The organism is Anaerobacillus sp. ABA4_114 (assembly GCF_056159065.1).
In genome coordinates, this window is the sequence record NZ_JBSWUM010000001.1 from 2,365,306 (window position 1) to 2,385,737 (window position 20,432).

The 20,432-nt window shown below is 41.3% G+C and carries 20 protein-coding genes; 3 read left to right on the forward strand and 17 right to left on the reverse strand.

Features of this window, described 5'->3' with window-relative positions; translation table 11 throughout:
- Window position 1: 1 nt before the first annotated feature.
- The 10 genes from ACXAEY_RS11945 to ACXAEY_RS11990 all read right to left on the reverse strand — a co-directional run bounded on the left by ACXAEY_RS11945 (window position 2) and on the right by ACXAEY_RS11990 (window position 12,094).
- Window positions 2-1,354, reverse strand: coding sequence for a UDP-N-acetylmuramoyl-tripeptide--D-alanyl-D-alanine ligase (locus ACXAEY_RS11945; protein WP_474812171.1), 1,353 nt, complete (start codon window positions 1,352-1,354; stop codon window positions 2-4).
- Entirely contained in the window at window positions 1,351-2,814 is a 1,464-nt protein-coding gene (locus tag ACXAEY_RS11950) for a UDP-N-acetylmuramoyl-L-alanyl-D-glutamate--2,6-diaminopimelate ligase (protein WP_474812173.1), read from the reverse strand. Before ACXAEY_RS11950 ends, ACXAEY_RS11945 begins: the two co-directional genes overlap by 4 nt.
- A 94-nt stretch (window positions 2,815-2,908) precedes the next feature.
- A complete protein-coding gene (locus tag ACXAEY_RS11955) occupies window positions 2,909-4,828 on the reverse strand; it encodes a stage V sporulation protein D (RefSeq protein WP_270181784.1) in 1,920 nt (639 codons plus the stop codon).
- Window positions 4,829-4,890: 62 nt separating this feature from the next.
- Window positions 4,891-7,092, reverse strand: a complete 2,202-nt coding sequence (locus ACXAEY_RS11960) for a penicillin-binding protein (RefSeq protein WP_474812176.1) — start codon at window positions 7,090-7,092, stop codon at window positions 4,891-4,893.
- A 20-nt stretch (window positions 7,093-7,112) separates the two neighbouring features.
- On the reverse strand, window positions 7,113-7,481 hold the full coding sequence (gene ftsL / locus ACXAEY_RS11965; RefSeq protein WP_270181782.1) for a cell division protein FtsL: 369 nt from the start codon (window positions 7,479-7,481) through the stop codon (window positions 7,113-7,115).
- An 80-nt stretch (window positions 7,482-7,561) separates the two neighbouring features.
- Entirely contained in the window at window positions 7,562-8,491 is a 930-nt protein-coding gene (gene rsmH / locus ACXAEY_RS11970) for a 16S rRNA (cytosine(1402)-N(4))-methyltransferase RsmH (RefSeq protein WP_270181781.1), read from the reverse strand.
- A 34-nt stretch (window positions 8,492-8,525) separates the two neighbouring features.
- Complete coding sequence (gene mraZ / locus ACXAEY_RS11975) at window positions 8,526-8,957, reverse strand: division/cell wall cluster transcriptional repressor MraZ (protein ID WP_270181780.1); 432 nt, start codon at window positions 8,955-8,957, stop codon at window positions 8,526-8,528.
- A gap of 140 nt (window positions 8,958-9,097) precedes the next feature.
- On the reverse strand, window positions 9,098-10,717 hold the full coding sequence (bshC, locus tag ACXAEY_RS11980) for a bacillithiol biosynthesis cysteine-adding enzyme BshC (protein WP_474812179.1): 1,620 nt from the start codon (window positions 10,715-10,717) through the stop codon (window positions 9,098-9,100).
- Between the two features lie 103 nt (window positions 10,718-10,820).
- Entirely contained in the window at window positions 10,821-11,204 is a 384-nt protein-coding gene (locus ACXAEY_RS11985) for a DUF3397 domain-containing protein (protein WP_270181778.1), read from the reverse strand.
- Entirely contained in the window at window positions 11,204-12,094 is an 891-nt protein-coding gene (locus ACXAEY_RS11990; RefSeq protein ID WP_474812181.1) for a 2-dehydropantoate 2-reductase, read from the reverse strand. Before ACXAEY_RS11990 ends, ACXAEY_RS11985 begins: the two co-directional genes overlap by 1 nt.
- A 177-nt stretch (window positions 12,095-12,271) precedes the next feature.
- Between ACXAEY_RS11990 and ACXAEY_RS11995 the strand changes: the two genes are divergently transcribed.
- Window positions 12,272-12,778 (forward strand): hypothetical protein, encoded by a 507-nt coding sequence (locus tag ACXAEY_RS11995; protein WP_474812183.1) that lies wholly within the window; start codon window positions 12,272-12,274, stop codon window positions 12,776-12,778.
- 85 nt (window positions 12,779-12,863) lie between these two features.
- On the opposite strand, the gene ACXAEY_RS12000 is transcribed toward ACXAEY_RS11995, so the two are convergent.
- The 3 genes from ACXAEY_RS12000 to ACXAEY_RS12010 are packed head-to-tail and all read right to left on the reverse strand — an operon-like array spanning window position 12,864 to window position 16,023.
- Window positions 12,864-14,396, reverse strand: a complete 1,533-nt coding sequence (locus tag ACXAEY_RS12000; protein WP_270181775.1) for an acyl-CoA carboxylase subunit beta — start codon at window positions 14,394-14,396, stop codon at window positions 12,864-12,866.
- Window positions 14,397-14,446: 50 nt separating this feature from the next.
- Window positions 14,447-14,659 (reverse strand): biotin/lipoyl-binding carrier protein, encoded by a 213-nt coding sequence (locus ACXAEY_RS12005; protein WP_474812186.1) that lies wholly within the window; start codon window positions 14,657-14,659, stop codon window positions 14,447-14,449.
- 23 nt (window positions 14,660-14,682) lie between these two features.
- Window positions 14,683-16,023 carry an acetyl-CoA carboxylase biotin carboxylase subunit gene (locus ACXAEY_RS12010; RefSeq protein WP_474812188.1) on the reverse strand — a complete coding sequence of 447 codons (1,341 nt, stop codon included), beginning with the start codon at window positions 16,021-16,023 and terminating at the stop codon, window positions 14,683-14,685.
- A 219-nt stretch (window positions 16,024-16,242) separates the two neighbouring features.
- Between ACXAEY_RS12010 and ACXAEY_RS12015 the strand changes: the two genes are divergently transcribed.
- Window positions 16,243-16,719, forward strand: coding sequence for an N-acetyltransferase (locus ACXAEY_RS12015; RefSeq protein WP_270182057.1), 477 nt, complete (start codon window positions 16,243-16,245; stop codon window positions 16,717-16,719).
- Window positions 16,720-16,749: 30 nt separating this feature from the next.
- Here the strand turns inward: ACXAEY_RS12015 and ACXAEY_RS12020 are convergent, their stop codons facing one another.
- The 4 genes from ACXAEY_RS12020 to ACXAEY_RS12035 form a co-directional block, all read right to left on the reverse strand.
- Window positions 16,750-17,325, reverse strand: a complete 576-nt coding sequence (locus ACXAEY_RS12020) for an RsfA family transcriptional regulator (RefSeq protein ID WP_474812191.1) — start codon at window positions 17,323-17,325, stop codon at window positions 16,750-16,752.
- 101 nt (window positions 17,326-17,426) lie between these two features.
- A complete protein-coding gene (locus ACXAEY_RS12025) occupies window positions 17,427-18,185 on the reverse strand; it encodes an enoyl-CoA hydratase/isomerase family protein (protein WP_474812193.1) in 759 nt (252 codons plus the stop codon).
- Window positions 18,186-18,261: 76 nt separating this feature from the next.
- Entirely contained in the window at window positions 18,262-18,435 is a 174-nt protein-coding gene (rpmF, locus tag ACXAEY_RS12030) for a 50S ribosomal protein L32 (protein ID WP_048309912.1), read from the reverse strand.
- A gap of 49 nt (window positions 18,436-18,484) precedes the next feature.
- Complete coding sequence (locus ACXAEY_RS12035; protein ID WP_270181770.1) at window positions 18,485-19,018, reverse strand: YceD family protein; 534 nt, start codon at window positions 19,016-19,018, stop codon at window positions 18,485-18,487.
- Between the two features lie 186 nt (window positions 19,019-19,204).
- On the opposite strand from ACXAEY_RS12035, the gene ACXAEY_RS12040 reads away from it, so the two are divergent.
- Complete coding sequence (locus ACXAEY_RS12040; RefSeq protein ID WP_474812196.1) at window positions 19,205-20,419, forward strand: nucleotidyltransferase; 1,215 nt, start codon at window positions 19,205-19,207, stop codon at window positions 20,417-20,419.
- The last annotated feature ends 13 nt before the right edge of the window (window positions 20,420-20,432 follow it).

Sequence of the window (20,432 nt, forward strand, 5' to 3'; positions counted from 1 at the left end):
ATTACTTCCCTTTTGCCTTTATAATCGTTTCAAGCCCGAGGCCTCTCGAAGCTTTTAATAGAACTGCTGTCTCTTTATCAAGGCGGTCCTTTAAATATGATGAAGCCTCTTCTTTCGTGGCAAAGGAAACAGCAGGAACACTTACTGCTTCATTCGTTTTCATCTCTTCATAGATCCATTTACCTTTTTCACCAACAGTAACGACTTCTGTTATCGGATTTTTTATCGCAGTTGCGATGTCTCGATGGAGCTGTTCTTCTTGATTACCTAGCTCATACATGTCTCCTAATACCGCAATCTTCTTTTTATAGCCTTCTAACTCGATTAGTGTATTGACCGCAGCTTTCATAGACGTTGGACTTGCGTTATAAGCATCATTAATAACCAATGCTCCGTTGCTAGTTTCATACGTCTCGAGCCTCATGCCTGTTAGTTTCAAGTTGGAAAGCGATGACCTGATCGCGTCGTCCTCTACACCTAGCTTTCTTGCAGCAGCAATACTAAAGAGCGCATTCTTTATATTATGCTTCCCTAACAAACGTATTTCGAACGGTTTATCTTCTTCCAAAAGGCAAAACGCAAAGCCTTTATCAAGTTGAGAGACTTCACTTATCTGAAAATCGTTACCGTCTTCATACCCACAAGAAATTGCACGGCTTTTAACAGGAGCTAATAATGGTTCATCTCCATCGATGATAAGAGAGCCGTTTTCTTTTAATCCATCGACGATTTCCATCTTAGCTTTCGCGATGTTTTCTCGACTTCCAAGTTGAAGAAGATGTGACTCACCAATGTTGGTGATAACGGCCACATCAGGGCGTGCGATTGAAGATAAAAGTGAGATTTCCCCTCTTGAACTCATACCCATTTCTAAAATAAGTACATCAGTATCTTCAGGCATCGAAAGGATCGTCATAGGAAGTCCCCAGTGGTTATTTAAATTCCCCTGCGTTTTATATGTTTTATAGTTTGGGCTAAGAACCGCTTCTAACATATCCTTAACAGTTGTTTTACCATTGCTGCCGGTTACTCCTACCACATAGGGTTTGTGAGCATTCAATACAGCTTTTGCTAAGTTTTGTAACCCTTCAGTGGTGTCGCTCACATAGTAGACAACGATCTGATTCTCTAAATCTTTTGGAAATGGCTTAGAGTCATCCCATAGCGTCCCTGTAGCACCGCTCTCGATTGCTTTATCGATGAAGCGATGTCCATCGTATACTTCTCCTACAATCGGGACAAACAGTTTGTTCGTGCAATCCTTTCGAGTATCTGTTGCAATACCGTCAAACTGTAGCTCTTTATCGAGCGATGCTCTTGCAAAATCGCTTAATAACGTTGAACGAAATTTCATGCTTTCTTCCCCTTTATTGCCTGACGTGCTACTTCACGATCATCAAAATCATAAACATGCTCTCCAATAATTTGATACGTTTCATGACCTTTTCCAGCGATCAATACAACGTCTCCTTCGGTTGCATGATTGATTGCATAAGCGATCGCTTCTGCCCTGTCAGTTATTCTTACGTAGTGTCCATCTACACCGTCGACCATATCGTCTAATATTCGTTCTGGATCTTCACTTCTTGGGTTATCAGAAGTCAGAACGGTTGTGTCAGCAACCTTTGTCGCAATCTTAGCCATGAGAGGGCGTTTTGTTCGATCTCTATCCCCTCCACACCCAACAACAGCATAGACGTTTCCTTTCGCCATTTCCTTAACTGTCGTTAGTACATTTTCTAGACTATCAGGTGTGTGAGCATAATCTACGATCACTGGGAAGTTCTGACCTTCATCTACCAACTCGAAGCGACCTGGAACTCCTTGAATTTCACCTAGACTCTTCAAGGTATCATCTAACGAAATACCAGCAGCATGACAAGCAGCAATCGCAGCTAGCGCATTATACACACTAAACTTGCCTGTAAGTTTTATATTAACTTCTTTAACTCCTTCATGCGTGATGAGTTGAAATTCAGTCCCTGTTGCTGAGAATGAAATATCCACCGCTTTAACATCTGCTTCTTGATCGATACCGTAAGTAAAGATATGAGCAGACGTCATTTTTTCATATTCTAGGCTAGCAGGATCATCGGCATTCAATATGGCTACTTTCTTTTTACCCGTATCATATGTATTGCCTAATTGAGAGAATAAAAGACCCTTCGCCTGGCGATATTCCTCCATCGTCCCATGATAATCTAAGTGATCTTGCGTTAAGTTTGTGAACACAGCAATATCATAGTCGCAGCCACGAACTCTTCCAAGCGTCAACGCATGAGAGGATACCTCCATCACAGCTGTCTTGACTCCATGATCTCTCATGTTAGCAAATTGCTTTTGCAAAAGAAGGGGTTCTGGAGTCGTGTTTTTTGTTTCAAACTCTTCATCACCAATTTTAATATTAATCGTACCGATCAATCCTGTTTTTTGATTCTGATCACGATGAACCTTCTCGATTAAATGTGAAACGGTCGTTTTTCCATTCGTTCCTGTTACTCCGATCAAGTTAAATGCTTGAGTAGGATTTTGATAGTAATGATTAGCTAGTTCTGCTAATGCGCGATGTGTGTCCTTTACTACGATTACAGGGACAGAAAGCTTCATTTCTTTTTGCGCGACAATGGCAGCTGCCCCCTTCTTTACAGCATCTTCTGCAAAATCATGACCATCTACCGTATATCCAGGAATACATACGAAGAGACTTCCTTCAGTCACCGTACGATTGTCGCTTTCTACAGACGTAATTTCAGGATTTTCACTTCCGAGCTTTTTATATGTAAATAGTGCATGAAGTAGATCATCTAATCTCATCTTTGATCACCTTTCTAGTTTGCTGACTTTTTCAGAAAACAAGCCAAGAGCATATGCCTTGGCTTGTTTCATACTTATTGTACTCACAGAGTGGCTATTTGTCACCCATATAAAGTCTGATTTCAGAGCCTGCAGGTAATTTTACACCTGGATCAGGTGCTTGTGCAATAACCGTGTCTCCCTCACCACTCGCTTCAATCTTCAAATTGTACATTGCTTCCCTGATTTCTTCAGAAGTCATCCCTACAAGATTTGGCATCTCGATCGTCTCTTCGTCTAACCACGTTTTCTCTTTCTCAATTTGATCTTCCCTTTTCGGAACATCCATAACCGTCAAACTATCATTTATGATATTTCCAACAATTGGTGCGGCTACTACCCCACCGAATTGAAGTGTATCTTTTGGATTATCGATCGCTGTATAGACGACGATTTGTGGATCATCAGCTGGGGCAATTCCGATAAACGATACGATGTGGTTGTTTTTTAAATATGCACCATTTTTAGCCTTCTGAGCCGTACCGGTTTTTCCACCCACCCTATATCCTTCCACAAATGCGTTCTTACCTGTTCCAAGAGCTACTACGGTTTCAAGAGCGTGCCTTACTTCTTTAGATGTTTCTTCTGAGATTACCTGACGCTTGACCTGTGGCGTATTCTTACTGATTACAGCACCAGTATCAGGATCGATCCATTCTTTTGCGATATAGGGTTCGTATAATGTTCCCCCATTAACTGCTGCTGACACTGCTGTTACCTGTTGAATAGGTGTAACCGAAACTCCTTGACCAAAAGCAGTCGTCGCAAGTTCTAATGGGCCTACATTTTCTACGTCAAAAAGGATTCCACTTGCTTCACCTTGTAAATCGATCCCTGTTTTCTCACCGAATCCAAACTTGTGAATATATGAAAATAGTTTTTCTTTACCAAGTCGTTCTCCAAGCATCACGAAACCTGGGTTACAAGAGTTCTGCACACCTTCTAAAAACGTTTGACTTCCGTGTCCCCCACTTTTCCAGCACTTTAGCTTTCGACCCGCTACTTCAATACTGCCTGGATCATGAAAATGATCCTTCTCTAGATCGACCTTGCCCTCTTCTAACGCGGCTGCAAGTGTGATGATCTTAAACGTTGATCCGGGTTCATATGTGCTCCAAACAGGTTTGTTCTGGTTCCATATGTCTGGTGAGAAATCTTGAAAATTTTCCGGGTCGAAGTCCGGCCTTGAGGACATCCCAAGAATTTCACCTGTGTTCGGATTCATCGCGATTGCAACAGCACCATCAGGATTATAGGTTGCCTCGGCGATATCTAGTTCTCGTTCAATGATTGTTTGCACTTTAGAATCGATCGTCAAACGCAAATCCAATCCATCGATCGGCTTTGTGTAGTCATCAGCAAGCGAAGGCATTCTCTTACCTTTGGCATCCGCATAGTATTCGACCTGCCCCTGCTGACCACTCAATTCTTCATCATAGTAGAGTTCAATTCCTGTAAGTCCCTGATTATCAATACCACTAAACCCAAGTACGTGTGATAAAAAAGCACCGTTGGGATAATGTCTCTTATTGTCTTCAGCAATATAAACACCAGGTAAGTTCATCTTACGAATCTCATTCGCCTTTTCATTCGTCATCTTCTTGCCTTCTGGTCGAATCCATACCATCGATTGTTTTTGAGTAATCGTTTCGTACACTTTCTCTTTACTCGTATTCAATGATGCTGCGATTGCTTCCGCAGTGGAAGCCGGATTTTGCACCTGCCTCGGCACGATCAGCACGGACGGCGCACTTATATTCGTAGCTAATGGAACACCGTTTCGGTCGAGTATTTCTCCTCTATTCGGCTCGAACGGGATGTTTCTGCTCCAAGAGTCTTTCGCTTTTTCACTGAGCCAGCTGCCCATGACCAGTTGAACGTAGCCGAGTCTTGTTACGATCACAGCAAATATAAACAAACCTACGAGTAGTGCGACTACTAACCTTCTACGTACAGTGACATTGGAAACGCGCATAAGCTCATCCTCCCTGATTATGCTCGTTTCACTATATGTCATTGATTAGTCTAATAGACCTGCTAGTCCGTTATCTCTTCCTCTGGCTCTTCCTCTTCTTCACCTTCAGGAGGAGGTGATGGTTTCTTAAGCTCAGCAACGAGATAATCACCTTCTTTAACCGCAGCTCCTTTCGCTATTCCTTGCTTTGCTACGTAGCCAGCACCCATAATGTTCGGTTTAAGTTCCATAAGCTCAACAAGTTTCATCACATCTGTTAGTGACCACCCGGTTATTTCTGGCATCGTTACTTTTCCATCCGTACGTAACAGGATTCGCTCACCTTCAAGAACTTCTGATTCAGGATGAGGAGATTGTTTTACGACCTTCCCTGAACCTCCGAGTACGGTAACGTTGAAGCCTTGCGCTTTAAGGTCTTTTTCAACTTTCTCACTATCTTCTCCAGTGAAGTCTTCGATTTTCCTAACATCATCCGATTCTTCAGACCCTTGTCCTTCAGCTTCTTCTTCTAACGGATCGATGTTTAAATACTGAAGACTATTCTTCATCACTGTATTAAACACTGTCGCAACTGGGTCGCTCCCTAATTCAGGATATTCAAGATCTGGTCGATCGACTGCTACGTACACGAGAAGTTCAGGATCTTCAGCAGGAGCCATTCCTAGAAATGAGAAGATGTTGTTTCCATATCCACTCATATACCCTTTTGCACCCTGCGAGATTTGAGCAGTACCTGTTTTACCAGCGATCGAATACCCTTCGATGTCATAAGGAGTACCTGTACCCTCCGTTACGACCGTGCGAAGGATGTCTCTTGTTTTCTTTGCTGTTTCACTAGAAATCGGCTCACCCGCTACTTCTGGTTCGTGATTAAGTTTAACGTCCTTCGAGTCAGGATCTACGATTTTTTCGATTACATATGGCTTCATCATCTTCCCACCGTTAGCAACTGCAGTGGCAGCTTGAATCTGTTGGATCGGTGTTATCGTTGAACCCTGACCAAAGCCTGTCGAAATTCTTTCTAAGTCCCCACCATAGATGATTCTTGAAGACCCTTCTCCAGGTAGATCTACTCCCGTTTTCTTATCAAAAGCAAATTTTGAAAGGTAGTCTCTGTACGTATCATATCCAAGTTTCTCCTTTACGAGAATGGACATGGCAACGTTTGATGATTTCTGAACACCTTCATCAAAACTAATCTTACCCCAACCTTTTCCATAGTTGTGGTCGGGAACCGTACCTCCAGGAACTGCGTATCTACCAGATTGATAGAGTTCATCTCCATTGTAGACGCCTTCCTCAATCGCTGCTGCAAGAGTGAATACTTTCATCGTAGACCCAGGTTCGAATGGCGAAATAGCCATATTCGTATAATCTTTTATATTCTTTAGGTTAGGATCAAACGTAGGTCTCGTCCCTAAGGCAAGTATCTTACCAGTGTCTGGATCTGCTACAATCGCGGTCATACGTTCGGGATTATAGTTTTCTTGCACATCATCCATCGCTCTTTCAACAAATAATTGGATTTTTTCGTCGATCGTTAAATAAACATCGTTGCCTCTTTTTGAAGGAGAAATGTGGTCGTTCCCATACGGAAGCTTGTACCCTTTTCGATCCGTTTGATACGTCTCTTTTCCTTCTTGAGGTAGAAGATACTTGTTTAATTGTTTCTCAAGACCGAGCAGACCCTCTTGAGTGCCATCATCATTTTCATTCGTGAACCCTAATACATGAGATGCGAACTCATCATTTGGATATAACCTTGTTTTTGATGGGATAAACCCGATGCCTGGAAGATCAAGCTCTTCGATTTGTTCTTTCTCGGACAAACTAAGGTCTTTTCCCTCTGATCCGAACTCGACTTGAAAGAGCCCTTCTTTCGATAGTCTCTCTTTAATCTCACTTTCACTCATATCGAGGACCCCAGCAAGTTCTTTCGCTGTTTTATCAACATCTTCCACGTGTTCTTCATAGCCTTCACTCAAGATTGCTCGAAGTGTGAATGAGGGAATATCCATCGCGAGTGCTTTCTCACCAGTCCGATCATAGATCGTTCCGCGATCAGCGTGAAGAATTTTACTTTTTGTCCATTTTTCTTTCCCGAGTTCAGTTAAGTCGACCTTTTCACCATTTTCTCCAGATACCGCTTGAGTCCATTCAATATAGAAAAATCGTCCAATAAAAGCAAAAAAGAGCAGGACGAAAAGTGCCATCAGTATCCCTGCTCCTCGATTAATATGTGGGTTCTTATTTGTTTCCTTCATTTCAGTGCAAACCTCCGAATTTATGATCCTCTGTTGATCACTTCTACGTTTTGATCATTCAGTTGCATGCCGAGTTTTTCTTCAGCAATATCAATAATTCGATCTGGTGCACTTAATTCTGTCACTTTCACCTGAAGCTCTTCATTTTGTTTCATTTGAGCCTGCTGCTTCGCTTCAATCTGTTGAATACTCGTATTGATATTATAGATAGAAGCATAATTGGAAATCATGATGATCGAAGCTGCTACAACTGCAATACTAAGCATCATCCAGAGCAGCTTTTCTCCTTTCGTGATTCTACCACGTTGAATATAAACTGCTTTCTTTTGTACTTCAACTTGTTCTTTTTGTGAATGCTGCTGTTGATACTTATACGCCAGGTTACTCATTCTTTTCCCCCTAACACTTTCTGTAAGTTTTATTTATCTTTTATTTATCTTTTATTTATCTTTTATTTATCTTTTTTAATCTATATTTTCTCTGCAATTCTAAGCTTTGCTGAGCGTGCACGTCGATTCCCTTCCTGCTCTTCTTCAGAAGGAATGATCGGCTTTCTTGTAATCAGCTTCATTTCAGGTTGGTACTCATCCGGAATGATCGGCATGCCTGGAGGTAACTCTGGCCCTGAAGCCGCTTCTTTCATCGTGGTCTTGCATATCCTGTCTTCGAGTGAATGGAAGGTGATCACACTGATCCGTCCACCTGGGTTTAAGATCGACATCCCATCGATCAAAGCTTTCTCAAACACCTTAAGCTCATCGTTCACAGCGATTCTGATCGCTTGAAATATTCGCTTAGCAGGGTGTCCCCCTTTCCTTCTCGCAGGAGCAGGAATTGCATCCTTAATGATTTCCACGAGTTCGAACGTCGTCTCGATTGGCTTTTGCTCTCTGGCTTTTTCAATCTTTCGAGCGATTTGTTTCGAGAATTTTTCTTCTCCAAATTTAAAAAATATGGATACGAGACGTTCATATTCCCACTCATTCACCACTTCGTACGCCGTTAGATCAGAAGATTGATCCATCCTCATATCGAGCTTTGCATCGAACTGATAGCTGAACCCCCGTTCTCCTTTATCAAGCTGTGGAGATGAAACACCAAGATCAAAAAGAATGCCGTCTACTTTTTCTACTCCAAGATCTAAAAGGGCTTCTTTTATATAACTGAAATTACGTTCTACAACCGTGAGCTTATCTTCATAGCCAGCCAACACCGTTTTCGCATTATCGATCGCCCATTGATCCTGGTCAAATGCATAAAGATGCCCTGTACTCAACTGGTCGAGTATCGCTTTAGAGTGACCTCCGCCACCGAGTGTACAGTCTACGTAAATGCCATCTTCTTTAATGTTTAGTGCATCGACTGCTTCTTCTTTTAATACTGTAATATGTTCAAACATGTTTACACCTTAACCTTCACTGCATATTAACCTTTTACATGTCAAAATCCATCATGCTTTCTGCAATCTCAGAAAAAGATTCTTCTGAGGCATTGAAGTAGTCTTCCCAAACCGGTTTACTCCAAATCTCTAACCTGTTTGAAACTCCAATCACAACGCATTCCTTCTCTAGTTCAGCATATTGTCTAAGCGTCCCAGCAATGTTTACTCTGCCTTGCTTGTCCAATTGACATTCCGTCGCACCTGAGAAAAAGAATCTGGTGAAAGCACGAGCATCTTTCTTTGTAAAAGGGAGTGTTTTCATTTTTTCTTCAAGGGCTTCCCATTCTTTCATAGGATAACCAAAAATACATTTATCAAGCCCACGAGTGAGGACAAATGTGTCACCAAGTTCATCACGGAACTTTGCGGGAATGATCATTCTGCCTTTTTCATCAACAGTGTGCTGATATTCCCCCATGAACATTGGCTTTCCCCACCTTCCCCACTTTCTACCTTTAAGTTACCACAACTCCCCACTTTTCACCACTAGAAAATGTATTCGTGCACCAAAATAAAAATCCTGCTGTGATCAGCAGGATTTTTTAAGAAAACTTCATTGTTTTTTTACAAATACACAACTTTGTGTTTTTCGTTTAGTGACAGCTCTAAGTTCATGAGACGTTCGATAAAATCAGGACCATGCCAGTTCAAGTAATATACAATGTTCCATTTTCTTTCCTGTGGAGCACCATTCGGTTTTAATGCAAGTCCGATCTCATCATATTTTATAAGCGTATGTTCGTGTCGCTCTAAAATCGTTGCCTGCAGTTTTTCTTTAAGAAGATCTAGCTGCCTTTGAATAAATTCCCCATTTTTGTTGGAATATCGCTCTAAACCTTTATCGACATTAGTCGTTAACTGCCTCAGATCGTCATGGATAGCTTCTATCTTCTCCCCGGCACTCGAGAACGTTTCTTCTAATCCATAGTGATCGAGGTTTTCAATATAGCGATTTCGGTAAGACATGACACCCTCTTTTACGATGTCATCTATTGATAGTGAGAGCTCTGATGCATATTTTTGAATATGTCGTTCTACAAACGTAAACGTCATTCTCGGAACAATAACCGGCATTTTATAATCAAACACCCGAAATGCCGACTTCAATAATGCCCAATATGCAAGTTCCCCAGGTCCACCAACGAAGGCGAGAACAGGAAACATCGCATCTTGCATAATCGGCCTCGTCACGACATTATTACTCAGCTTATCCGGCTTTTCCTCTGCTAGCTGAAGTAATTCTTCTTCTGTGTATTCTACTTCTCCAGCTTTCCCTCTGAACAGCGACCCTTCTCGTTCGAGTAAAACACGTTCACCTTTCACTTTCACAAATAAGTTCGCCTGATTTTCATCAAGATCAACTTCTACCGGGTAGTTACACTCATGTAGTGAGGCAGCTTGGTCAAGGACGCTCTTATTAATGCGTTCATTGTCTTTAATTATGGTTTTAAACACACTTGATTGAAGACTCCGAAATGCCTCATTCCCTGAGTCGACCAAGACAAGACCGTACTTCGAGAAAAGGGCTGTGATCATATGACAAAAGTGATCGACGAACGTAGCAGAACGATCTGTGATGTTTTCTAACCAGTTTAGAATGTCGTTCGTGTAATCCGTTTCACCAAACTCATGGAGAACGTGGTCCGTCCATTCTTTGATCGCTGCTTGATCGAGCTCAATATCTGAAAGCGCCTGTTTTCGATATTGCTTTTGAGGGACCGCTACTTTCGTTTCTTTCTCACTGAACGTATACACGTGGTTTACTTCATGAAAATCATGATCCTCACCTGCTATCCAAAATACCGGGATAACCGGAACGCCAAGTTGTTTTTCTTTTTCTTCAGCAAGTTTTATTACGGATATTGCCTTGTTTATCGTATAAAGCGGACCGGTCAGTACACCAGCCTGTTGACCGCCAACTACGGTCACAGCATCTTTTCTTTTCAGTCTCTCGATGTTTTTCAATGCCTTCTCATCTGGATGATAAACTCGATTAAACGCCTCGAGGTGGTCTGCTAAAGCTGCACGTTCAAAATCACGCTCCATCAGTTCCTGGTAGCGCTCTTCATAAGACTCATTCGTTTGATATGTATAGTCAAAAAAAGCTGAGATGCTTTTGTTCCTCGCGATGTAATCGGTAGCAATTACATTTGTTCCCGGAAGGAAATTTTCGGTGAGTTTCATTGCTATTTCTTCCTTTCTCGACACAAATACGGTATTCCGCCTGCATAATCCTTAGTTAGTATATCAAACTGACCCCACTGCTACCAAAAAAAAAGCTTATGAGTTACACCGTAGCAATACGGTGCGCTAACCCAATAAGCAATAGTAGAACATATCCAGTTGAAAATACGAGAAAATTGAAGCGCCATGCTCCTTTCATCACTCTTTTAATACTGATATCTTCCTTTGTTTTCCAATGAAGAACAGTGAAACCAACCGCAATCATAATCATAAGAATAAAGATTACCCATAAAAAAGAGCGTTGAAAGAGCTCTACGCATATGAAATGGACGCTTAGAATAAAAAACAACGTGGATAGATCTGTTGCGAGCCGGATTGAATGTTTCTTCTTCTTCGTTACTTTTACAGTAAAAATATAGACGATGTACCAGGCTAGAAGCGGTACCGTCACAGCAGTTGCAACGATGCCAATCAGAACATCTCCCATTACAACCTCTCCCCCAATTTCAATTCCATCCCTTTAACTGCATCAAACACAAACCTTGTGTACGGAACATCGATCCCTTTTAATGAAGCTTCTCTTAACACAAACCCTGAAATTGCATCGATCTCTGTTCTTCGTCCAGCTTTAAGATCTGCCAGCATCGAGGAAGTATTGGCTGCTGTAAGTTGACACACACCTTGCACTCTGTTCAAAGATTCTTCAAATTCAAGATTCAAAGCGGTACTGGACTCTTTTATTAATTCTCTCAAGATCGCAAAATACCTAGGGTTTGTCATCAATTCACCGTTTAAAATTTTGAAGATGGCTGTCAGCGGATTAATTCCACAGTTTATGACAAGCTTCTCAGATAATAACTTGTACCAGTTCTCTACATGCTGAATCGATAGCGTTTCATCGCACAACGTGCTTAAAAGTGACCATTCTCCAGAATAGCTGCAGATTTTCAAACTGCCTTTACCTGTATGGATAACTGAAATATCATCAATTTTTTTCGCTCCATGGTCAAGCGTACCTACAGCAACGTTCTTGTGTAGGGTCTCAAGAAAGCGAACGTGCCCCATTCCATTTTGAATGAATAAGAGTTCAGGCTTTGAACCTTTTTGATATGTATGATTGATCATGTTGATCACTTCTTCAACTTGATAAGACTTTACAGCAACGACGACAATATCTGGATTATCAGGTAAAGAAGTTGAAGCTCGCACCTGATAAACTGCTTCTACACCTTCACTTCTATAACAAATCCCTTTTTCACGGAGCAGATCAGCTTGCTCTTCTCGTCGTGTGACCATCGTTACCATATGCCCAGATAAGGAAAATGAAGCACCAACAAGAAGACCAACTGCCCCAGCTCCGATAATCGTGATGTTCAATTGGATACACCTCTCCATTCTAATAGGCCGAATGCACTACGGCTAGTTTAGCATAGTTTTCCATCCTTTTTAATCAAAAAAACGATGTGCTGTTCAGCCAAGTGGGGCATTTCGTATGTATTGGTAAGAAACTGTTGAAGGGGTGGAAAATGATTGCGATCCATTAGGAAGTGTTTTGTGTTTTTCTTGTTAGCAGTCTTAGTGTTCACTATAGGGTGCTCCACTATTGGAGGAGACAACTTAAAAGAAAACGCTAGTGAGCAAAACGTTCAAACCGTGTTACTAAAGCAGTTTAATGGACCTGATGAAGAACAGGAAGAGCTTATAACCTCCTACGATGGAGATTTAGAAACGTACGCCACTATACTGTCCGAATACAATAAAGAACATTTCAAGCCCTATATGAGTGAACGATATTATGAAAATTATATAGTGAAAAACAACGGCTCATTGATGTTCTTACGCATGGCGCATCCTAATCATGTACTGAAAGTTAGAGAATTAACGATTAAAGAAAATGAAGATAAAGACGCTTTTGATTTTACAGTAAACGTAACTACGGCTACTAATTCCGAAAGTAAACCATTAAGTGTTGAAGGTACAGCTCATACAAATGAAGACGGTAAGATCACGAGTATCCACTACCTCAATATAGAAGATATCCGGACAATTTTAGATGAATAAGTGTACCGCTTACTGCTCTAAATACCGAGAGCGTTCTACATCTGAAAATCCCTTAACGGAAACGTTAAGGGATCTTTTTCTTCTATTACACTGGATAAACAGGGTGTTTCTTATCAGGCGCACTCATCTCTTTTGACTCGTAGTAAGATAATCGATCGACGAGCACTTCTCTTAGTTCATTACCAGGAACGATATCGTCAACGATCAATTCAGACGCAAGTCGGTAAATATCAATGTGTTCCTTATATTCCTGATGCTTTTCTTTCACATATTCAATACGTTCTTTTGGATCTTCAATCGCATTTATTTTATTAGCATAAACCGCGTTCACAGCTGCTTCAGGTCCCATCACTGCAATTTGAGCAGTCGGCAATGCGATACAGCAGTCCGGCTCGAAAGCAGGTCCTGCCATCGCATAAAGTCCTGCTCCGTATGCTTTTCGAACCACAACAGAAATTTTCGGTACCGTTGCAGAACTCATTGCGGCGATTAGTTTTGCACCATGCCTTATGATACCAGCACTCTCTACTTTTGTACCGATCATAAATCCTGGTACATCTGCAAGGAAAACGAGCGGAATGTGGTACGCATCGCAGAGCTGAATAAACTTAGCGCCTTTATCAGCTGAATCTACGAATAAAACCCCACCCTTTACTTTTGGCTGATTCGCGATGAGACCAACAACTTTTCCATCGATTCGAGCGAAACCAGTGATCAACTCAGGAGCGAACAATTTCTTCATTTCGAAAAAACTATCTCCATCTACTAGTGCATCGATTAAATCATACATATTAAAAGGTGCATTTTGGTTTTCTGGAACAATATCTGTAATCGATTTTTCTAATGAAGGCAGCTTCCCTTCTAGTTCAGGCGTTCTTTTATGAAAGTTGCCCGGAAAGTAGCTTAAGTACTGACGACCAAGTTGGATCGCATGCTCTTCATTATCTGCGAGAACATCTCCACATCCGCTCTTGCTGCAGTGCATTTTCGCACCACCCATTTCTTCGAGCGATACTTTTTCACCGATTACCTTTTCAGCCATACGTGGTGAGCCAAGGTACATAGACGCATTTTTATCTACCATCACCACGATGTCACAAAAAGCAGGTATGTAAGCCCCACCAGCAGCTGACGGTCCAAACAACAAGCAGATTTGCGGAACCATGCCAGACATCTTCACTTGATTGTGAAAAATTCTGCCTGCTCCTCTTCGGTTAGGAAACATTTCTAGCTGATCAGTAATTCTTGCACCGGCTGAATCAACAAGATACAAGATCGGCACTTTGAGATTCATCGCTGTTTCTTGAATGCGAATGATCTTTTCTACTGTTCTCGCTCCCCAGGACCCTGCTTTAACGGTAGAGTCGTTCGCCATCACACATACTTTTTCACCGTTTACTTTCCCAATCGCGGTAACGACGCCGTCTGCAGGAAGGTCGCTCGCAAGATTGTTTGCAAATTTACCGTCTTCCGTGTACTGACCATTATCGAACAGTAAATTCAACCTGTCACGTACGAACATTTTGTTCGTTTCTTTCAGTTTTTGGTGGTACTTCTCTGCACCACCAGATTCTATTTCTTTCGATTTATTTTCTAGAAACTCTTCAAGATGATTCATGATGAACCTCCTTCATTTCATTAGATTGAGCGCTCGTTCAGCAATTTGACCTACTTAATTGTAACGAGTACATCGCCTTCGTTTACAAAATCACCGATCGTTACTTTTACTTCTGCCACAGTTCCATCTTCAGAACCTTCAACAGGAATCTCCATCTTCATGGACTCCAACATTACAAGTTCTTGTCCAGACGTAACAGAGTCTCCCTCAGATACCATTACGTTTAAAACTGTACCTGCCATTGATGATTTAATTTCGTTCATAGTTGTCATACCCCTTTTGTTAGTTATTTTTTGTGAGCTAGTTTTTTAGATAAGTATGCTGTTGTGTAGTGACCATTCTGAAAATCAGATTCTTGCAGTAGATTCTCAAACAAAGGTCCATTATGCTTAATCCCTTTAAGTTGGAATTTGCTAAAAAATGTTCTAGCAATCTCCAAAGCTTCCTTACGATTCTCGCCGCTCGCAATGATCTTTGCGATCATCGGATCATAAAAAGGTGATACCGTCGATCCACTTTCGTAGCCACCGTCAATTCTGATTCCATCTACTTCCGGAAATTCGAGCGACTCGATCTTACCTGGTGAAGGCATGAACGTGTTCGGATCTTCAGCATATAAACGGAACTCGATACTATGACCGCTTGGAGAAATCTCTTCTTGTGCTAGAGGTAAAGCTCTACCTTCAGCGATCAATAGCTGCCATTCAACAAGATCGACGCCGTTTGTTTCTTCCGTTATCGGATGTTCAACTTGTAATCTCGTATTCATCTCAAGGAAATAGAAGTTCTCTTCTCCGTCCATGACAAACTCGACTGTACCCGCATTCGTATAGTTAACTTGTTTAGCCGCATTGACCGCCGCTTCTCCGATCTTATTACGCGTTTCAGGTGATATAAATGGAGAAGGCGTTTCCTCAACAACTTTTTGGTTCCTTCTTTGAATCGAGCAATCTCTTTCATAAAGATGTACGATGTTTCCGTGGTGATCACCAACGATTTGGACTTCGATGTGACGTGCTTCATCGATAAACTTCTCTACAAACATCGCACCGTTGCCGAAATAAGCCTTGGCACGATTCTGACTCGAGGAGAATGCTTTTTCTAAGTCACCGTCATTCTCACACCGCTGCATCCCGATTCCACCGCCGCCAGCGGCAGCCTTAAGCATGACGGGATAGCCTACTTCATTCGCATAAGCGATTGCCTTTTCTGCGTCTTCGATTTCCGTGCTCCCAGGTACAACTGGTACACCTGCATCGATCATCGTTTTCCTTGCCGTGATCTTGTCACCCATCGCTTCCACAACGTCAGCTGATGGTCCAATGAACGTGATTCCTTTTTCCTCTATTCTTCTTGCGAATGAGGCATTTTCGGATAAAAATCCATACCCTGGGTGAATGGCATCTACTTTCTCTTCTTCAGCAACTCGAATAATTTCATCTTGATTTAAATATGACTTTGCAGCTGGAGGATCTCCTATTTCATGCGCATGTGTCGCATTTCTTACATATGGCATATCCTTATCAGCACTAGAGTACACAGCGACCGTTTCGATTCCTAGCCTGCTGCATGTTCGAATAATGCGATCTGCAATTTCACCGCGATTTGCTATTAATATCTTTTTCACAATACCTCTCCCTTCCCAGCACAATATACAGGTTGAAAACCCTTACATTAATCATATCATTAATTCACCGTCACGTTTCAACAAATATTCAAATAATTCCTTTTATATTTTGTTTTTCGAAATGAAGAAAAGTTTCGTGTTTTCGGTTATAATTGAGGAAAGAACCTTTTCTTTTAGAAAAAGAGAGGAATTTGTAACTACGACGGAGGGGGCACCATGATGGTAGATTTAACAGTAAGACCACTTGTGATCAATTACAAAACTCTAGAAGAGTTCAAGAAATTTAAAGAGTATGGAATCCAAGAACTATCGATGATGGAAGACTTACAAGACAACATCATCGAAAATGATAGTGAATCACCGTTCTACGGCATCTATTTTGGCGACAAGCTAGTTGCTAGAATGAGCTTATATCGAATCGATGCGAAGTATGACAGATACTTCGATCCACCACAAGATTACTTGGAGCTCTGGAAGCTAGAGGTACTCCCTCAATACCATGATCGGGATTATGGATCAACACTCGTAAATTTCGCAAAAACATTTAACCTACCAGTAAAAACAAACGCAAGACAAGGTTCTAGTCAGTTTTGGGAGAAGATGGGGTTTGAAGCCGTTACGTACAATCCAGAACGTGACCGCGGAGAGAACCCGTATGTTTGGTATCCTGAAGGTGTTACAGAGCAGGATGTATAAAAAATAGGAACAGCCCATCGTGGGCTGTTCCTATTTCTTTACTTTCTCTAGATTGCCATTAGAATCCATTTGAAACCGTATGTTCCCCTGATCCTCATCTTTAAAAACAACCATTTTCCTTGCTCGCTCCATAATCTCCAATAAAGATTGATAGTCCTCTTGAACCATGACATATTCCTTTTCGATTTGTAAGAGCTGTTGTTTTAGCTGTTCATTTTCCATTAATATCTCTTTATAAGATTCTTCTAACCCGCTCACACTAGTAATGCAAGACTTTGTTTGGACAAGGATTCTAATCGCTTCATCAATCATAGCAATGCTATCTTGATCATGATTCCCTTCTGATTCTTTTTTTGGCTCGTTGTAAAGACCACTTCTTTTCTGTTCCTTACGGTGCTTTTTGGCAAGAACGATAGCAGATTCATATTGTTTCCGAATAAGCGAATTCCACCTGAAACCACAAGCTGCAGGCGTCCTTGATAGTTTCTTCCCTACTTCCTCAAACGCAGCAAGCTGTGTACTCGCTTCTCGGATATGCCTTAAGACGACTTCAGCTAGTAATACATCTTCATCCTTTGACCAAGCATCCTGACGAATGGGTACCAAACGCAATCCCCCCTAAAATAAACTTTTTACAGTCATCTTATGCGTCTGATAGAAGTAGTAGAATTTTAGAAGCTATAATTTTTCAGATTTCTTAGAAAGCGCTATCTTTTATTTAGAAATTTTTCTACTGCGAGGTGATGTTCTTCAGACTCCCATAGAGTGGCGCATGCAAGAATTTCCTTTTCGATCCGGCTTGTGATAGAGTTTCGATCCAATGAGTTTAACCAATGCTGTTTATACGTTTCCAATATTTGCGAGGAATGAGGTAAGAGATTTTCAATCACTCCTTGAGCTTCCACTTTCCAATTCTCTTCTTTCATTATGTAAGTTAGAAAACCTAGCTCCTTGGCTTCTTCAGGTGAGTAACGTTTTCCACTCATCAACATTTCCATAGCGACAGTTGAATTCAATCTTTCCATCGCATATACGGATCCACCCCAGCCAGTCGTTATTCCGATTGATCCTTGTATAAACCCAATCGTGACACCGCTACGAGCAATGCGATAATCACACGCAACCGCTAGTTCACACCCTCCACCTACTGCATGACCATTCAATAGTGCAACAGTTGGCTTCTTACAGAAAAACAACTCTTCAAGAACGTCCCCCATCTTTCGCAGCATTGGGTACGCATCATCTTTGGTACGAAGGGAGACAAATGAAGCGACATCTCCTCCACCACAAAATGCTCGATCTCCTGTGCCTGTAATGACAATATATGAAACCGATTGGTCCGATTCAGCATCACGAATCGCATCTCTTAACTCGTCCATGACTTGATGATTGATCGCATTTCGTTGATTCGGTCGATTGATCGTTAGAACGGCTGCACGGTTAACTTTTTCAACTAATAGACTCACAGTGTCACCCCTACTTCTAAAATAAGGTATAAAAAAACAGAGAGATTTCTCTCTCTGTTTCAAACGTGTTGTATGCTTACTTGCTCACAACGTTTTCACCTTTGTAATTTCCACACTCTTTACATACACGGTGAGAAAGTTTGAATTCGCCACAGTTAGGGCATTTCACCATTCCTGGTACTTCAAGTTTATAATGAGTACGACGCTTGTTTTTACGTGTTTTAGAAGTTCTTCTAGCTGGTACTGCCATCGTTTCCACCTCCTTAAAAAGTTAAATAATCTCTTGAAAGTTGTCCGGTCTATTTATCGTTCTTTTCATTAAAGAGATCAGCTAAACCGGCCAAACGAGGATCGATCTTCTCTTCCGTTTCCTCGTGTGTTACAACTTCCCATCCTTTGCCGGATTTGTTTTGCATTTCATCGGATTCCGAACTATGTTTTACAACACGAATAGGAATCTCCAAAAGTATATTTTCCTTAATATACGGAACTAAGTCAACCGTATTTCCCGAAACTTGATGAATTTCTTCATCATCTTCTTCGTAATCCATCCCAGATGTGTTCGGTTCGAGCACGAACGTTTCTAATGGATGAAGTACGAAAGGGAAATCAACATCTTCGAGCGTATTCGCACATGGTAGTACCATCTTGCCTTTTAGGGTAAGATGAAAGGTAACTTTATTACCGTGAAACGAAGTCTCGCCGGTAACGTGCACGGGTGTAATTTCTCGAATCTGTGTTTCTTCATTCTTAAGTTCCTCTACATTAACTAACTCGTCAATTGTAAGTCCTTTCTGTTTGAAGGACTTCAACTGATCTACTGACCATTTCATCTGTCTATCACCTCAAGGCAACAAAAGTATTATAGCTACAAAATAAGCAAATGTCAATATTTTTTCTTTACACCACTTTGTGAGAATCCAAATCTGGTATAATGTTTATCATACCAGAGAAAAAACCTTGAGTTCAACTCTTACATATGGACCGCCTTTCCACTAATAGATGAAAGGAGCTTTATGATGAAAACAGCTGGCGTTATTGTTGAGTACAATCCCTTCCATAATGGCCACCTCTACCATTTGGAAGAAACGAAGAAAACAACGGGTGCCGACATCGTCATTGCAGTGATGAGTGGGTCGTTTCTTCAAAGAGGTGAACCTGCACTAGTTGATAAATGGAGTAGAACGAAGATGGCACTAGAGAACGGAATCGATCTTGTGATCGAACTTCCCTATGTATACTCTACCCAAAAAGCGGAAGTTTTCGCAAAAGGTGCCGTTTCTCTGTTAACCGCAATCGGAGTAGATGAACTATGCTTTGGAAGCGAAGCTGGGCTTATTCAAGACTTTGAGAAAACGATGTCCTTCATAAAAGAAAACGACAAAGACTACAATGAAAAAATACAGCTGTTCATGAGCGAAGGAAATAGCTACCCAAAAGCAGCTTCTCTTGCCTTTCAATCATTAAAAGACCATGAGACAGTTCTAGACTTATCATTACCAAATAATATCCTTGGCTATCAATACGTGAAAGCGATTGACGAGCAAAAGTCGCATATTCAAGCTCAGACCATCTTACGAACAAAAGCAGGTTACCATGAAGAGTCGTTTACAGATAAAAAGATCGCGAGTGCTACTGCTATACGAAAAGAGCTACTATCTGAAGATCTCGGACCCCAAAATGTTAAAGCTTTTGTCCCTGAACCTACATATCATGAACTGGATCGGTTCTATCGATCGCATAACAAGTATCATGGCTGGCATCGACTTTATCCATTTCTTCGATACAAACTCTTAACGAGCTCACAGAAAGAACTTAAGATGATTTACGAAGCTGAGGAAGGCCTTGAGAACCGCCTTGTTTCTGCAGCGAAGGCATCTGCAGATTTTATGTCGTTCATGGAAGCCGTTAAAACAAAACGCTACACGTGGACTCGACTACAGCGATTTGCACTACATATTTTAACGAATACCGTTAAGGACGACATGAAGCCTGCTCTGCACACAGATGCACCCTACCTTAGGTTGCTCGGGATGTCTAGCGCTGGTCGCATGTATTTAAATAAAGTGAAGTCATCACTAACGATTCCGTTAGTTGCAAACATCAACCAATTCAATCATTCTTTTTTAGATATTGAAAAAAAGGTGAGCGAAGTGTACGCGCTAGGTTTCGATAGAAGTGATCAAGAAGCGTTCCTAAAAAAAGAATTTACCTCATCACCTATAATGATCTAGATCACGCTCACAT

What these genes read in the sequence shown, in the direction of transcription:
- ACXAEY_RS12005 (WP_474812186.1), bottom strand. Translation starts at nt 14,659, where the DNA reads ATGAACGAAATTAAATCATCAATGGCAGGTACAGTTTTAAACGTAATG.
- ACXAEY_RS11950 (WP_474812173.1), bottom strand. Translation starts at nt 2,814, where the DNA reads ATGAGATTAGATGATCTACTTCATGCACTATTTACATATAAAAAGCTC.
- ACXAEY_RS11955 (WP_270181784.1), bottom strand. Translation starts at nt 4,828, where the DNA reads ATGCGCGTTTCCAATGTCACTGTACGTAGAAGGTTAGTAGTCGCACTA.
- ACXAEY_RS12040 (WP_474812196.1), top strand. Translation starts at nt 19,205, where the DNA reads ATGAAAACAGCTGGCGTTATTGTTGAGTACAATCCCTTCCATAATGGC.
- ACXAEY_RS12035 (WP_270181770.1), bottom strand. Translation starts at nt 19,018, where the DNA reads ATGAAATGGTCAGTAGATCAGTTGAAGTCCTTCAAACAGAAAGGACTT.
- bshC (WP_474812179.1), bottom strand. Translation starts at nt 10,717, where the DNA reads ATGAAACTCACCGAAAATTTCCTTCCGGGAACAAATGTAATTGCTACC.
- ACXAEY_RS12000 (WP_270181775.1), bottom strand. Translation starts at nt 14,396, where the DNA reads ATGAATCATCTTGAAGAGTTTCTAGAAAATAAATCGAAAGAAATAGAA.
- mraZ (WP_270181780.1), bottom strand. Translation starts at nt 8,957, where the DNA reads ATGTTCATGGGGGAATATCAGCACACTGTTGATGAAAAAGGCAGAATG.
- ACXAEY_RS12015 (WP_270182057.1), top strand. Translation starts at nt 16,243, where the DNA reads ATGGTAGATTTAACAGTAAGACCACTTGTGATCAATTACAAAACTCTA.
- rpmF (WP_048309912.1), bottom strand. Translation starts at nt 18,435, where the DNA reads ATGGCAGTACCAGCTAGAAGAACTTCTAAAACACGTAAAAACAAGCGT.
- ACXAEY_RS11960 (WP_474812176.1), bottom strand. Translation starts at nt 7,092, where the DNA reads ATGAAGGAAACAAATAAGAACCCACATATTAATCGAGGAGCAGGGATA.
- rsmH (WP_270181781.1), bottom strand. Translation starts at nt 8,491, where the DNA reads ATGTTTGAACATATTACAGTATTAAAAGAAGAAGCAGTCGATGCACTA.
- ACXAEY_RS11985 (WP_270181778.1), bottom strand. Translation starts at nt 11,204, where the DNA reads ATGGGAGATGTTCTGATTGGCATCGTTGCAACTGCTGTGACGGTACCG.
- ftsL (WP_270181782.1), bottom strand. Translation starts at nt 7,481, where the DNA reads ATGAGTAACCTGGCGTATAAGTATCAACAGCAGCATTCACAAAAAGAA.
- ACXAEY_RS11945 (WP_474812171.1), bottom strand. Translation starts at nt 1,354, where the DNA reads ATGAAATTTCGTTCAACGTTATTAAGCGATTTTGCAAGAGCATCGCTC.